Origin of the sequence: Cognataquiflexum aquatile (genome assembly GCF_003316845.1) — a bacterium.
Classification (GTDB): domain Bacteria; phylum Bacteroidota; class Bacteroidia; order Cytophagales; family Cyclobacteriaceae; genus Cognataquiflexum; species Cognataquiflexum aquatile.
This window is the reverse complement of sequence record NZ_QMIK01000002.1, coordinates 282,579-298,605: the sequence shown is the minus strand read 5'-3', so window position 1 is coordinate 298,605 and position 16,027 is coordinate 282,579. Positions and strand designations below refer to the sequence as shown.

Below are 16,027 nucleotides of genomic sequence, written 5' to 3'. Positions count from 1 at the left end.
AAAAGTAAAAGCCTTAAGAAAGGGTCCTTGCGTTCTTAGCGAAACCATTGGGCACATTGCGGTAAAAAATATCCCGCGAAGGCGCGAAGACACAAAGAAAAATACCAATAATAAATGAGATTCTTCACCTCCGCAAGCTCCGGTTCAGAATGACGTTTATAGAAAACCATCAGTGAAAATCTGTGTCTATCTGTGGTAAGGGTGTTTTCCCGCAGATATCTCAGATTGGCGCAAAAAAAAGAGAATGTGTCCCGCGAAGGTGCGAAAACGCAAAGAAAAATTTTACCTCAGAGGATGCGGAGGGCACGGAGAAAGATACATTGCGATCATTGCGGTAAAAAATGTCCCGCGAAGGCGCGAAAACGCAAAGAAAAATACCAATAATAAATGAGATTCTTCACCTCCGCAAGCTCCGGTTCAGAATGACGTATTTAGAAAACCATCTGTGAAAATCTGTGTGCATCCGTGATAAGGAGTTTTTCCCGCAGATATCGCAGATTGACGCAGAAAAAAAGAGAAGGTGGCCCGCAAAGGCGCGAAGGCGGAAAGAAAAATTTCACCTCAGAGGACACGGAGAAAAATAATATTGATGTGTCCCACAAAGGCACAAAAACACAAAGAAAAAGTAAAGGGCTTAAGAAAGGATCGTTGCGCTCTTAACGAAACCTTTGCGATCATTGCGGTAAAAAATGTCCCGCGAAGGCGCGAAGACGCAGAGAAAAATACCAATAATAAATGAGATTCTTCACCTCCGCAAGCTCCGGTTCAGAATGACGTTTATAGAAAACCATCTGTGAAAATCTGTGTTCATCTGTGGTAGGGATGTTTTCCCGCAGATATCGCAGATTGACGCAGAAAAAAAGAGAAGGTGGCCCGCTAAGGCGCGAAGACACAAAGAAAAAAATTTCACCTCAGAAGACACGGAGGGCACAGAGAAAGATACATTGCGCTCTTAGCGAAACCTTTGAGATCATTGCGGTAAAAAATGTCCTGCAAAGGCGCAAAGAAAAATGTTTGAGGTGACTTAAAAGGTCATGAAAATTTAAAGGCTCAAGCACTAGACCATCTACTTAATAAAGATAGACCTAAACCTTCGACCGAAAAAAGACGTCTTTAAGTGATCTGTTTAAAGCCATGAAAAGAATCTCTCAGATTTTATTGTTCTTAATAGTTTCTTTATTATTTGTTTCCTGTTTTACGCCTAGAGCAAGCTACTCTAAAAAAGTTAGTGAACCTTCCAAGCCGATTGGCAATTTTCTAATCCTGTATTCTGTTCTTCATGATGATTTATTGGACTTGGGAGAACAAAATTATAATACCTATCTCAATGGAAAATTCAACAATTTAGAAGATAAAGGTTTCCGTGACAATTTGGTAAATAAGTTTTTAGAATTAGGAAGTGGAACTGATTATCGGGAAATTTTCGAGGATTTCCGTGCATATGATTTTTCGGAATTCAACAACCGATTACAAGATAAAGAAGTCGAGTTCATATTGCTTGTTACACAAAAAAGTTACGTGCATAATGAGGAACTATCCGATATCATCAAATATCAGGTTTACCTTTTTGAATTGGGCAAGGAAGAACCTATTTGGGTTTCTTATGGATTCTCTAATGTTTTTGCAGGAAAATTAGCCAAAGGAATTCTAGTTAAACTAAAAGAGGACAAGTTGCTTTAACCTATTTTTTTGTCCAAATAACAACACAAAAAAAAGCCCCCTTTCGGAGGCTAATTTCTAATTTTTCAATATTCTCGGTTCTCGTTTCTCGTCTCTTGTATCTAAATAAGAGTAAAACCTTCGAGGTCAAAAAGAGACCTCAAAGGTTATTTGACATACTTTTCGAGCCAAGTGTTCATTTCCCAAAGGGTATGCAAAATGGATTCTTTGGCGGCATAACCATGGCTTTCGTGAGGTAGGAAAACCAATCTGGTTGTCGCACCGTGTCCTTTGAGGGCATTGTAGTACCGCTCGGACTGGATTGGGAAAGTACCGGAATTGTTGTCTGCCTCACCGTGGATCAATAAGATTGGGGTATTTACCTTGTCCGCATTCATAAATGGCGACATGGCATTGTATACAGCAGGTGCCTCCCAATAGGACCTTTGCTCACCCTGAAAACCAAAAGGCGTCAAGGTGCGGTTGTAGGCACCGCTTCGGGCAATTCCTGCTGCAAATAAGTCAGAGTAAGAAAGCAAATTGGCCGTCATAAAAGCCCCATAAGAATGTCCCCCCACGGCGATTTTTTTCCTGTCACCAATTCCCTGACCAACGATATAATCTATCGCAGCTTCCGCATTGGCAACAAGTTGCTCTACAAAAGTGTCATTGGGTTCGGCGTCACCTTCTCCGACAATCGGCATTTCGGTTTGGTCCATGATCGCATATCCCTGCGTCACCCAATAAATCGGTGATCCCCAAGACAATCGGGTAAACTGGTATTTGGAACCACGTACCTGCGCGGCGGTGGCTGCAGTTTTGTATTCCCTAGGATAAGCCCACATCAATACCGGTAATCTTCCGTCTTTGGCAGGGTCGTAGCCTTCAGGGGTATAGACCACGGCAGATAAGTTAAGTCCATCGTTTCTTTTGTAGGTGACGAGTTGCTTGTTGATGCCTTTGATGGATTCATAAGGATGGGCAAAGTTGGTAATCTGCATCGGAGCGATGCGTTTCCTTGTATTGACCAACCAATAATTGGGTTGGATATCGGTGCTTTCTTTGATGGTGATAAATTCTGTGGCGTCAGCATTGAGGACTTTGGCTACCCTTTCGTAATAGGGGGCTTGGCTCCTCCAAAGGATTTTTTCAGCTTTGGTTTTGAAATTGAATGCGGACAGGTATGGCATGCTGCCTTCAGGACTTCCACCTTCGGAGGTCATAAATACATCGTCTCCTTTTCTCAGGATCACATTTTTGCCGAAAGCATTGGTCGTCAAAACAGGATTTCCCGGATCGTTGTAGATATCATCGGAGTTGCGCTCGATGATGACAGCGCCTTTTTCACCCGGCTTGGAAGGATTGATGACAGAAACCCTTTCCTGTCTTGTCGCAAACCATCTTTCGTTCAAAAGGGCAAAATTGTCATCTGACCAAGAAATGCCTCCAAATCTGTATCCAATACCGGCCAACTTGGTTGGTGTGGCGGTAAAGGGAGCTTCCAAAATATAGATGATTTCCCTTTCTTCCATTTTGACTTTCGGGTCACCGCCGTCCTGTGCCTCGGCCCAATAGAGTGAAGCGCCTTTGTCTGCTCTCCAACTGATGGATCTTGGTCCGGTGACTGTGGCATCAAAGCCTGTTGGCCTGACTTCATCCAAAGGGATTTGGGCCAGGGTTTTGACTTTATTTCCTTTGCTGTCCCAAATCTCTACATCATAGGGAAAACGGGAAGCAGGAACGAGGTAAGAAAAGGGTTTTTTGATTACCTCTACCAAGATAAAGCTCCCATCGGGAGAAAGGTCCACGGAAGAAATCAATCCTGCAGGACCGACTGCCTGCTTGCTGCCACTCAGGTCTACCAACATGAGTTGTGAATCCATAAAATAGGCAAACAAAGCTTCGTCATAAGAATTGGTCAAGAGATCCTGATAGGTCCGGGATGGTGCGGCATTACCGGAAGTCTCCTGAACAATCGGGCCGGCAGGGGCAAGTGGTGCTTTGGGCATGGTTCCTCGGCTTGGATTGACGGCTTTGAGGAGAATTTTGTTATCCGGCGTCCACGTGATGGCGTTTCCATAAGTGCCGTTGACGATTTCATCTGTGAGTTTTTTTGCTTCCAAAGTGGTCAGATCCACTACCCAAAGGCTGATGCCGGTGTTGGAGGTATGGGTCATGGCCACAAATTTCTCATCCTTGGAAAGGGAGAAATTACCCAACTTTGGATTGGCAGGAAGGCCTTTGATATCCTGTTCCTTACCGCTTCGGGTATTTTTTAATTTTACATTTTCTACAGATCCACCACGGCTTGGGCCGTTGGTAGCGGGATTGATACGGATACCTGCAATCCTGAGCTCGGGTTGTGCAAGTTCTTCGATGGATGGATTTCCGGCCCGCTCGAGCAGCAATATAAATTCTCCCGACCTGCTAAAACTCGCCTGAGGCGTAATCGGTGCATTGACCAAGTCTGCTATGGCCTTGGGCGGAGTCTGATAAGTGAGTGCATTCTGTGCTTGGGAGGAAATGACCTCTCCAAAACCACAGAGGGTCAAAACCAAGATGAATCGGTATATTTCTTTCATAGTATCAAAGTAGATTTTGGTTTGAAAATACTGCAAATCGCTGTATCGAAAACAGTTTTTGGGCTTATTGGTTTGAAATTGGGGTGAATGGGGAAATGAATTGAGAATTCAGAATCATGGTTATACGCGTCTTTGCCAGTAAACCCATATTCTTCTACAATGGGGACGGATCTTGATAGCCATCGGGACGGAAGTCGGAAGACCCCCGCCTGCTGTCGGGCAGGGATATACCGTGTATTTCAGTCCGCAGACAAGAATTCAAATAGATATCCAATCTACTGGCATAATTGCTTACATACATTTTAAAAAAGAATAGGTTTCTTTGAAAAAAGGAAATTATAGGAAAAAAAAGGACATAAAAAAAAGGTGTCTTTGTGGACACCTCTTTTGCTTTATGAAACACAAACGATAAATTATTTTCCTTCTGCACCGATAGAAATCATGGCACATCTAAATCCGATATGGTTGGTCGCAGAATCCTGGTGGATAAATCTTCTGGTACCCGGAGCAAGCCAATAAGCCATGTCTCTCCATGAACCGCCTTTGTAGACCCTATAGTTGTCATCGATCAAAGTGGTACCGTAAGTCTCAGACTCGTCGAAGATGCCATCTTTTCTCAACGGGTTGAGGTCATCAAAATCCTGGTAAGAAAGCGGTCTGTAAACGTCCTGAACCCACTCATTGACATTTCCTGCCATGTTGTACAATCCAAAATCATTTGGTGGGAAATCATACACGTTGGTTGGGATGATTTCTCCGTCGTTGGTTCGGCTACCTGCAATACCTGCATAATCACCTCTTCCACGCTTGAAGTTGGCTAGGAAGTCACCTTGCTTGCCTTGTCTTTTGACATTGTATGGGTTTCTGACACCTCTGCCATCCCAAGGATAGATTCTACCAAATTCCTGATTTTCGTCCATGTACTGAACACCGATCATGGCTTTGGCTGCATATTCCCATTCTGCTTCACTTGGAAGTCGGTATTCTGCAAAAGCAACCCCTCTTTCAATCAGTTGATTCTTTGTCAAGGAACTGTCCAATTCATTTCTTTCTCTCACCAAATTGGATACAAATTCTGTTCTCCACTTGGCATAGGTAGTAGCCTGAACCCAAGATACCCCTGCTACCGGATAAAAGTTAAATCCCGGGAATCTGAAATAGTAGGTATCGTATACGTCATTGTAGGACAATACGCCACCCCAAACACCTTCTGCAGGTTCCAACTTTTTGATGGAATCGGTAGAGACTTTCTTTTTCATGTCAAAAAGGAATTCCCTGTAATCGTTGTTGGAGATTTCCGTTTCGTCCATAAAAAAGGAAGCGATGGTGACAGTCCTTTCGGCGTTATCCCTGAAGGCCATGACGTCTTGTTCCTGTGAACCAAGAACCGCACGACCACCTTGGATGAATTTTAAGTTAGGACCGATTTCCTGCTTTGCAAGTCTCGTGACCACAAAATTGGAACTGTCATTGGCATCAAAGCTATATTCCGCACCCGTAGTAGGGCTGGCTTTTCCCGGTTTGGCGGCAGTTCTTCTTCCGTATCCCGGGGATTTGTTACAAGATGATAGCAGCGCTCCCGCTACAAGCAACGCTGAAGCTAAAATTAAACCTGCTTTATTTTTCGCAAAAACCATAATATTTAACTGTTTTTAACCCTCAAATAGAACGCTAATATATAATCAATAATATCTTTATCACAACAATTTTTTTCACAAGAGCCAATGCCTTAAATGGTTTTTATGCAAGATTGTTAGAAATAATGCAAATAGTTTTTCAGGAAAAGCAAAAATGATCTTGTTAAAAATTTTCACATTTTATGCATTTTTCATCTCCTCAAGCCATTTTTTAGCTTTTTCAATACTTTTTACCTCTTCGATGATAAGAATTAGCCTGTTTTTGGCCTCTTTGATTTTGCAATGTTTGCCGTGTTTTTGGATATAAGCAAGGATCTTACCAAATGTTTCTGATTTGAAATACTTTTCCCTTTCCGAAGGAAGGAAATAACATTTCATGATTCCGCCTTTGAGCATCAGTTTTTCAAATCCCAAAGTCTCCGCAATCCACCTCAAACGCACTGTTTCAAACAAATCCTCGACCGTTGGAGGTACGGGACCAAACCTGTCTCGGATGGATTGGATAAAGGTCTGAAGCTCTTCCTCCTTTTTGATATTGTCAAGCTTGGCATAAAGGCTTAGCCTTTCTGAAATATTGCTGACATAAGATTCCGGAATCAACAACTCCAAATCGGTTTCAATTACACAATCCTGAACGAGGATTTCGACTTTTTCTTTTAAGTCGACTTCAAAGAGGTATGCAAATTCATTTTCCTTCAATTCCTGTACCGCCTCATCGAGAATTTTGTGGTACATCTCAAATCCCAAGTCGGTAATGAATCCGCTTTGTTCGGCACCGAGCAAATTGCCTGCGCCTCGGATATCGAGGTCACGCATCGCGACTTTGAAACCGTCTCCCAAATCGGAGAATTCCTCCAAGGTCTGCAATCTCTTCCTTGCCTCTGCCGTCAAACCTGAAGTTGGCGTGGTCAATAAATAACAAAACGCTTTTTTATTGCTTCTCCCCACACGGCCGCGCATCTGATGGAGGTCGCTCAAGCCAAACATGTGGGCGCGGTTGATGATGATGGTGTTGGCATTGGGGATATCCAATCCGGATTCAATGATGTTGGTCGAAACGAGCACATCATATTCACCCTCGATAAATTTCACCATGATGTTCTCAAGCTTTTTGCCGTCCATCTGACCATGTGCCGCAGCCACCCGTGCATCCGGCACCAACCTCAATATCAGGTTGGCAATGGATTCAATTTCGCCGACACGGTTGTGGACAAAAAACACCTGCCCGCCTCTTTTCAATTCAAATGCTATGGCATCGCGGATGACTTCTTCTCTGAAAGTGTGGATTTCAGTGGTGACAGGTTGTCGATTTGGTGGCGGCGTTGCAATGACGGACAAATCCCTGGCCCCCATCAAAGAGAAATGGAGTGTCCTCGGTATCGGGGTGGCGGTCAGGGTCAGCACATCCACATTGACTTTCATTTCTTTGAGTTGGTCTTTGGTTTTGACACCAAACTTTTGCTCCTCGTCAATGACCAACAATCCAAGATTCTTAAATTTGATGTCTTTGTTGACAATCCGGTGGGTGCCGATTAGGATGTCTATTTCACCTGTGGCAACTTGTGAGATGATGTCTTTGATCTCTTTGGCAGACCTGAACCGGTTGATGTACTCCACTTTGACAGGAAAATTGGCCAATCTTTCTTTGAAAGTGTGGAAATGTTGCATGGCCAAAATGGTAGTGGGAACGAGCACCGCTACCTGCTTTCTGTCATTCAACGCTTTGAATGCTGCACGGATAGCCACTTCTGTTTTGCCAAATCCCACATCCCCGCAGACAAGTCTGTCCATCGGATAAGGTTTTTCCATATCGGATTTGACATCGATGGTCGCCGATGCCTGGTCGGGAGTATCTTCAAATACGAAGGAACTTTCGAGTTCGACCTGCATGACCGAATCGGGAGAAAACCTGAAACCGTTGGCCCCCTTGCGTTTGGCATACAAGGCAATCAAATCCTTGGCGATGTCTTTGACTTTGCCTTTGACCTTTCGCTTTTTGTTTTCCCACTCAGGACTCCCGAGTTTGGACATGGCAGGCATGGTTCCCTCCTGACCTGAGTATTTGGAGATCTTGTGGAGCGAATGGATGTTGACAAAAAGCAGGTCGTCATCCCTGAAAACCAAACGGACTGCTTCCTGTGCTTTGCCGTGGACATCGACTTTTTCCAATCCTGCAAAGCGGCCCACACCATAATCGATATGGACAATAAAATCCCCCGGATGCAAGGTTTTCAATTCCCTTAGTGTAAGGGCTTTGGATTTACTGGATTTGGCTTTTGTCTTGTATCGGTGAAAACGCTCAAAAATCTGATGGTCTGTATAGCATGCGATAGAAAGCGATTTGTCCACAAAACCTTCCCGCAAACCAATTTTCAAATATTGGACTTTTAAGGTGGGGTCAAGCTCATGGAAAATATTCTCCAATCTCTGGATCTGCTTGTCACTCTCAGAACAGACAATGTTGAGCATTCCGGTCTTTTCATTTTCAACAAAGTTTCGTACCAACAGGTCAAAGTTCTTGTTGAATGAAGGCTGAGGTTGGGAGTCAAACTTAGTAGCGGCAGCATTTTTCAAAGAGAACTTGTTTCCAAATTCTACTTTCCCAAATCGGGAAACATTTTGGACAAATGCTATTTCCCCATCAAACAAGTCCTCGGGCTTCAACAGCAGTTTTTGGTTGGAAGTGCGGCTTACAATCTGGTCAAACTGGTTTTTGGCTTTGTGGAAGTTGTCTTCTATGATGTCAAGGGTATACTGAAAATCCTTGAACCAAAGCAAGGTCCCTTGAGGCAAAAAATCCAGAAAAGACTGTCTCTGTTCCTGCAGCAATTTGGTCTGCACATTTGGAATCAGGCTGATATGGTCAATGGTATCTAGGGAAAGCTGGGTTTCCGGATCAAAGGTCCTGATGCTTTCTATTTCTTTGCCAAATAACTCAAGGCGGTAAGGTAGGTCATGGGCATACGAAAACACATCCAAGATTCCCCCGCGGATGGCAAATTGACCGGGTTCAAAAACAAAGTCTGTTTTTTCAAAATCATAGGTACTTAGCAGTTCCGAAATAAAGGCAAGGTCCACCTTTTCGCCTACGGCTGCTTTGAATGTATTTTCTGTGAGGGATCTTTTGTTGATCACCTTCTCGTATAGGGCCTCAGCGTAGGTGACGATGATGGGGTCTTTTTGCTCTTGGGTCAGGAGTTTGTTCAGAATTTCGGCCCTTTGGAGGACATTGGCATTTTCTACCTCATCAAACTGGTAGGGTCTTTTATAGCTTGAAGGAAAAAAGAATATTGATTCTTCTCCCAAAAGCTCCTGAAGGTCGTTGTTGATATAAGCGGCTTCTTCCTTGTCGTGCGCAATGATGAGGTGACAGCCGCTTAGAGATTTGAAAAGCACAGAAAAAACCAAACTGTCCAAACTCCCTGACAGACCTTTGATCTGATGGTTGCCGGATTTGTCTTTGAGTATGTTTTGGGCAATGGTCTGTACAAAAGGATCCTTTTCGTAAAGAGAAACAAACGCGCTTTTTTCCAATTGTGTGGTTTTGACAAATGATGGACAAAGGTAGGAAATTGATTTATAAACCTGTTCCTTCCCCGATTTATGAAATTGTATTCTAATTGGCTGAACCTATGGCTTACAATAATGTTTACTGAATATAATTGACCTCACATGGAAAAAACCAAAGAAAGCTGGATCCAAAGGATAGAAAAAATGCATCCTTATCAGACCATGATGTATTTGGGCATGTTTGGCAGCGGTTTGATTTTCCTTTTTTTGACTGTGGCATTTTTGGCTTCAGGCACAGGGTATTTTGAGCAATACGGCCATAAGATTCCAAAAGCTTTTATTCTGAGCACTTTTGTCATCCTTTACAGTGGCTACACGGTTTCCAATCTGTTGGTTTATTTCAATGAAGAAAATCTGGAAAAACTCAGGTCTACCCTTATCCTGACAGCCATACTCGGAGTTGTATTTACCGTCTTACAGTTTTTTGGATGGCGGGAACTTAGCATGATGGGTGTCGATTTCAGGGGTTTGCCGAGCGGGAGTTTTCTATATGTCCTGAGCGGAATCCATATTTTTCACCTCTTAGGCGTGTTGGTATTTTCGGGGATCATGTTGGTACAATATACCCAAAACAGCAAAAGTGAAATACATAAACTTCTGATGCTGACCAATCCTTTTGAGAAAATGCGGATCCGGCTTTTTACCACCTATTGGCATTTTATGGACCTGATTTGGTTGATATTATTTTTGGTATTTGTCTTGATTTTTTAAAACAAATAGACATTAATGTTTGCCCAAAGAACTAACCCAAAGAAGCAACTCCATGAAAATCAATATTGAAACTGCCGTCGAACAGGATTACCTTCAGGTCAAGGAAGGCTTCAATGAAAGCCTTTTTACCAAGCTCAGCCCTCCCTTTCCTCCTGTCAAGCTGTTGCGTTTTGATGGCTCAAAAAAAGGGGATGTGGTCACCTTGGAGTTGAATTTCATCTTTTTCAAGCAAAAATGGACAAGTTTGATCACCGAGGACCATACAGATGAGAAGGAATTTTTCTTTGTAGATCAGGGCACGGCACTGCCTTTTTTTCTCCAAGAATGGCGGCATAAACACCGGATTATCAAAAGCGGAAATGGATCGGTGATCAGGGACGAAATCACTTTTAAGGCAAAACCGGGATTGTTGGGAATATTTCTCTATCCGGCGATGTACCTTCAGTTTTTATACAGAAATCCCATTTACAAAAAATGCTTCAAGGCCAAGGCTTAGGCCAATGAGAGGTTGTCGCAATTCTCAATCTGACAATCTCCATAGAGTACCAAAGAATGGCTGGTGATGGCCGACTGAAATTCCTTTCCCATGGCTTCTTTGATGGAGTTGATCCTTTCATCAGAGAATTCCCTGATTTTGCGGCATTGGTTGCAGACATGGTGGTCATGGTGCTTGTAAGTCAGTGCCTGTTCATAAAGCGCTACTTTGTCCTTGAATTGATGCTTGACAGCCAATCCACACTCCACCAAAAGGTCCAAGGTATTGTAAATAGTGGCCCGGCTGATGGTGTAGCCTTTGTTTCTCATCAGAAGGAAAAGCCCTTCCACATCAATATGTTCGTCTTGGGGAAGTGCATAAAGCTCGTCCAACACAGAATATCTTTCGGGAGTTTTTCTGCTTCCCTGTCTCAAAAGGAAGTTCTCAAAAATTTTCTTTGCTTTTTCTACAACTGATAATTCTGCCATAATGAATAGTACCAAAAAATAAAGATGCGGTATTTTTTAGATTTTATCAAAAATACCAACGCTTCATTATTTTGACTCCGGCTAATTTGGGATCAATCCTGATAAAATTGTTGCAAAAGTAGTTCCTGGAATAATTTAGAAATAAACAATTCTCAGTTGAAAATTATTTATGTTTATTATGTTTATATTAAACCAACTATATACCCAAAAAATCTAGAAACACCGTGCGTCCATTCTGTATCCTTACGCTGATTCTATCCTGCTGTATTTTTGCCGCCACAGCTCAGGTTCCTGGATTTTATATGAGGGAAGAAGATAAAAAAGTGGAACTTCCCATCATTGTTTCCAACAACCTCGTCATCATTCCCTTATCCATCAACAGTGGGCCGCCTGTCAACTTCCTGTTAGACACCGGTGTCAAAACCAATATTTTGTTTAGCAAGACCTTTGGAAATTATATAGGGCTCAATTACACCCGAAAACTTGATTTGGTCGGTGCGGATGGGCAGACGATATTGACAGCTTCGGTTTCCCCAAACAATTACATTGATATGGGTCCGTTGGAGGGTATTTTTCAGACACTTTTGGTATTGGATGAAGATTTCATGGAACTCGAACAGGTAATCGGGATTCCGGTGTATGGCGTAATCGGATATGAATTTTTCAAATACAATCCTGTCAAAATTGATTATGACAGACAAAAGATCACTTTCTATGCCAACGACATGATGAAAAAGAAGCCTGTTGGTTACAAGAAAGTAAATATCAAGCTAGATAACAGCAAACCCTACATCACCGGAAAAGTCAAGCAAACATCAAATACAGAATTGGAAGGCAAGCTGTTGATCGATATCGGAGCAAATCACGGGTTACTCTTGAATAGGGAAACAACCGACCAAATACTATTGCCAAAGAACAACATAAAAAGTGATTTGGGCAGGTCGTTGGGCGGTGACTTGTTTGGTTTTGTAGGACGCACGTTTCTTTTGGATATCAATGGGATCAAATTTAAAGATGTGATCACTTCATTTCCGGAGGAGACCGAATTCAGCTATGTCATCCGGGAAAGCGGCAGACAGGGAAGTATCGGTTCAGAGATTTTGGGTAGGATGACGGTGATTTTGGACTACAACAGAGAGAAAATGTATATCAAAAGAGGCGATACATTTCTGGTGCCTTTTGAATTTGACATGAGTGGCATCACGCCAAGGTTGTTGCCTTCGGATGAAAAAATCATCTATGTGACCCAAGTCAGGGAAGGTTCTCCTGCTTATGAAGCCGGTATCCGGATGAAGGATGAATTCCTTGACATCAATAATATACCCATTGCCTTTTGGGAGCTTCCCGATTTGGTCAAATTGTTTCGCTCCGAGGAAGGCAGGGAAGTAAAAGTAACGATGAAACGGTATCTTGGAGAGGAACCTGAAAATTTTGAGTTAAAGGAGTTTAGATTTAGGTTGAAAAGGCAAATTTAGAGCCATGTTCCCACCTTCAAAAGCCTCATTATTGATGTTGTTATCCGAAGAGTTGTATATTTGGTGGAATGTATTTTAAGTTGGGATGCCATGTAGGAGGCGGTCCAAATGAATTCTTTGATTAATGTATGTCAGAAGGCGCAAAAGTTTCTTTCCAAAATATCCTGTTAACATTCAAGAAGTATGACAACAACAAGTTTAAGTTGTTGTATATCTCTTCAGAGATCAGGATAATCTTGTTGGAAGGGGAAAAGTTTTATGAAGAATCCTTTTTTGAAAATGCGTTTCCTACGCTTCCAAAACCCATTTTTGAATACCTTTTTCAGATTCTCGGCAATGGAGATAAGCTGATCTGTCCGATTACCTGGAAAGGGAAATATTTCAGATTTGTTCAGATTGAAGGATATGTCATCGCACAGGACGATCAATCGTATTTGGTCAATGTCCTTATTTCTCAGATTCCATTTAGAAGCCATATTAAGTTTTCCTGGCTCTTTGATAAACCCCATAAGAGGGTTTTTACCGGAACCGGAACCGGTAAAGCATTGGAAACATTTTCAGAATGGAAAAAATTTTTCAACTCCAAATTTGATTTTCTCTCAGAAACCCGATTCAAAGATTTTCTGGAAAACGAAAAGATAGATTTGCTGACTGTTTTTCCAGGTCATATTTACCTGTCAAAGAAGATCCTGACCAAGGACCATGATTTGATCCAATTGGAATATGGGCCCAACCCAACTCTCCAAAAATCAGAACCGATAGCCACGGATTCTCAGCTTGGCCTAAAACAGGCACCCATCTATTACGAATATGATTTAAAAACAGACCACATCAATTTTTCAGGAAATCTGGAGGGAATTTTGGGCCATGCACCGGGCTTTTTTGATAATTATACTTCCAAAGATTGGATCAATCTGGTACATCCACTTGACCGGCAATACTTCCATTCGGGATTTGATCACGATTCCAAATTGATCTACCGGGTCAATCACGCCGACGGAAACTATGTGTATGTCCAAGATGAAGTCAACAAGCTGTTGGATGATCCCAATAGCTCGGGGGTCTCACTGGGAATCATCACCGATATCACTGCACTCAAAGAAATCGAGAAAGATCTTTTGGAACATAAAACCATACTGGATCAGCTTACAGGGGTGGTACCGGGCATGGTGTATATGATCAAGGCTTTTCCGGATGGAACCAGGAAGTTTATTTTCGTCAGTGAAGGAAGTAAAAATCTCTGGGAACTTGATCCGTTGACCATCATGGACAATGATTCCAGTATACGCCAACTCATCCACCGTGAGGATCTTGAGCAGGTGGAACTGGCAGATAAAATAGCCTTCCAAAAAAACCTGAAATTTGAAAGTACATTCAGGATTATCACGCCCTCCGGCAAGACCAAGTGGGTATATGGTGCCTCCAACAGGCTCAAACAATTCCCCAAGGAATCGATTTGGGCAGGCTTTTTCATTGATATTACTTATACCAAACAAAAAGAAACAGAGTCAAATTTGTTGCTCAATAGGTACAAAATCCTATTTGATGAAAACCCACTTCCCATATTCCAATATGACAGCCAAGGAACTATCCTTGATGTGAACAAGCGGTTTATGGACAAAGTGGAGGTGGTCGATCCTGCAGAAATGATTGGCAAAAACATGTTTGCGTTGACCAAAGGACACCCCATCGAAAATGCGTATCGTGACAGCATAGAAAAAGGCCAGGGATTTTATGAAGGTCCTTATGTCAGCCATTTTAATAAAAAGTTGTTTCATGTCAGGGTCAATGCGAAAACTGTCGAGGAGGGAAAGGTCTTTCAGGCTATTTTGGAGGATATCAGCGAACAGCAATATGTGTCCAATATCCTGTCAGAATTGACCGAGAGGACTTCCAGGTACTCTGGGCAGGAGTTTTTTGATGCGTTGACTTCTTTCCTTTCCGAAAAACTGACCGTATCCAACTGCTTCATTGCCGAAGTGGATGAAAATAATCAAACAGCCAACATTCTCTCTTACCATAAAAACGGGAAGCGTGCTGAAAATTTCCAGTATTCCTTGATTGACGCTCCTTTTTCTGATTATTTGAATTCCAATGATCCATTTATAATCCAAAACGGTGCTGCTGCCAAATATCCTCAGGATAAAGTCTTGGTCAGCATGGGAATATCCACCTATATGGGAATTCCGATTGTGGATATTGACAAAAACCGGTTGGGAATCCTAGTGTTGATGGACGAAAATGACCATCCTTACAGTTTGGGTCTTTCCGGGTTGCTGACGGTATTGTCTGATAGGATCGGAGCGGAACTGAACAGGCTACATTTCGAAAAAAAGCTGATTTCCTCAGAATTGCTCTTTAGAAGTATTGCAGAAAACTTCCCAAATGGTACGATAGAAATCCTGGATAAAAATTACAATTACGTATTCACCGACGGAAAAGGCTACCAATCTTTACAAATCGACCAAAAGAAGCTGATCGGGACTCCGCACCTTGCGATTTATGATGAACTGACATCCAACAAAGTAAAAGGATTCTTAGAAAAAGTCATGGCAGGCGAATCCGCCATTTTTGAAGTCATGGTGGACAACCAATATTACCTGAAAAATGGTGTTCCGCTGACCAACAGTTCCAATCAAATAGACCGGATTCTACTGGTGACCCAAAACATTACTGAGTCAAAAATTGCAGAATCAGAGCGTGAAAGGCTCATCAAAGACCTTAAATCCCAAAATGAGGAACTACAGCGGTTTGCCTATATCATTTCCCACAACCTCCGGGCACCAATTGTAAATATCACGTCACTCCTTGACTTGTATAACTACCAAAATCCTGCGGATATAGAGAATATTGAAATCATAGAAAACCTCAAAATCTCTACCAAGATCCTAAACAGTACGCTGGAGGACCTGATAGAAGTGGTTTCGATCAAAAAGAACAAACTGCCAAAAATCGAAAGGGTAAGTTTCAGAAAGTTGCTTAAGAACATTGAGCGGAGCCTTTCCAAGCAATTCCAGGAATCAGGTGCTGTGATCGTAAGTGACTATAGCGAAGCCCCGTATATCAATTACATCTATTCCCACCTAGAAAATTTCATCATCAACCTGACTACAAATTCCATCAAATATAAACATGCCGAGAGAAACCCCGTTATTGAGATCAAATCGTATCTCGAGGAAGGGTTTACAGTCATTGAATTCCGGGACAACGGCATCGGATTGGATTTGGATAGGTACAAGGACCGGTTGTTTGGCTTATACCAGAGATTCCATTCCCATGTAGATGGCAAAGGATTGGGACTGTACCTGATCCGTGAACAAATCAGGGCCCATGACGGCAACCTTCGCGTAGAAAGTACCGTGGGAGTAGGCACAACATTCTATATTTATCTCAAGAACATGAAGGCAAATTTCCCGGAGGAAAAATAAAC

Annotated in this window: 9 protein-coding genes; 5 read left to right on the top strand and 4 right to left on the bottom strand. The window is 42.4% G+C overall.

The features are described 5' to 3' along the window. The first annotated feature begins 1,134 nt into the window (after positions 1–1,134). Positions 1,135–1,680: a hypothetical protein gene (locus DQW11_RS07740; RefSeq protein ID WP_113923483.1), complete on the top strand. Its 546-nt coding sequence runs from the start codon at positions 1,135–1,137 to the stop codon at positions 1,678–1,680. Positions 1,681–1,826: 146 nt separating this feature from the next. On the opposite strand, the gene DQW11_RS07735 is transcribed toward DQW11_RS07740, so the two are convergent. From DQW11_RS07735 to mfd, 3 genes are all read right to left on the bottom strand, one after another. Beyond that, a complete protein-coding gene (locus DQW11_RS07735) occupies positions 1,827–4,241 on the bottom strand; it encodes a S9 family peptidase (RefSeq protein WP_113923482.1) in 2,415 nt (804 codons plus the stop codon). Positions 4,242–4,654: 413 nt separating this feature from the next. Beyond that, positions 4,655–5,878, bottom strand: coding sequence for a gliding motility lipoprotein GldJ (gene gldJ, locus DQW11_RS07725; protein ID WP_113923480.1), 1,224 nt, complete (start codon positions 5,876–5,878; stop codon positions 4,655–4,657). A gap of 180 nt (positions 5,879–6,058) precedes the next feature. Continuing rightward, positions 6,059–9,412: a transcription-repair coupling factor gene (mfd, locus tag DQW11_RS07720; RefSeq protein ID WP_113923479.1), complete on the bottom strand. Its 3,354-nt coding sequence runs from the start codon at positions 9,410–9,412 to the stop codon at positions 6,059–6,061. A gap of 138 nt (positions 9,413–9,550) precedes the next feature. Between mfd and DQW11_RS07715 the strand changes: the two genes are divergently transcribed. Together DQW11_RS07715 and DQW11_RS07710 are read left to right on the top strand one after the other, a co-directional pair. Continuing rightward, positions 9,551–10,159: a cytochrome c oxidase subunit 3 gene (locus DQW11_RS07715; protein WP_113923478.1), complete on the top strand. Its 609-nt coding sequence runs from the start codon at positions 9,551–9,553 to the stop codon at positions 10,157–10,159. Between the two features lie 52 nt (positions 10,160–10,211). After that, positions 10,212–10,655 carry an SRPBCC family protein gene (locus DQW11_RS07710; RefSeq protein WP_113923477.1) on the top strand — a complete coding sequence of 148 codons (444 nt, stop codon included), beginning with the start codon at positions 10,212–10,214 and terminating at the stop codon, positions 10,653–10,655. Here the strand turns inward: DQW11_RS07710 and DQW11_RS07705 are convergent. Beyond that, positions 10,652–11,122, bottom strand: a complete 471-nt coding sequence (locus DQW11_RS07705; RefSeq protein ID WP_113923476.1) for a Fur family transcriptional regulator — start codon at positions 11,120–11,122, stop codon at positions 10,652–10,654. The genes DQW11_RS07710 and DQW11_RS07705 overlap by 4 nt on opposite strands. A 224-nt stretch (positions 11,123–11,346) precedes the next feature. On the opposite strand from DQW11_RS07705, the gene DQW11_RS07700 reads away from it, so the two are divergent. Together DQW11_RS07700 and DQW11_RS07695 are read left to right on the top strand one after the other, a co-directional pair. Further along, positions 11,347–12,597, top strand: a complete 1,251-nt coding sequence (locus DQW11_RS07700) for a PDZ domain-containing protein (protein ID WP_232826705.1) — start codon at positions 11,347–11,349, stop codon at positions 12,595–12,597. A gap of 128 nt (positions 12,598–12,725) precedes the next feature. Next, entirely contained in the window at positions 12,726–16,025 is a 3,300-nt protein-coding gene (locus DQW11_RS07695) for an ATP-binding protein (RefSeq protein ID WP_113923474.1), read from the top strand. The last annotated feature ends 2 nt before the right edge of the window (positions 16,026–16,027 follow it).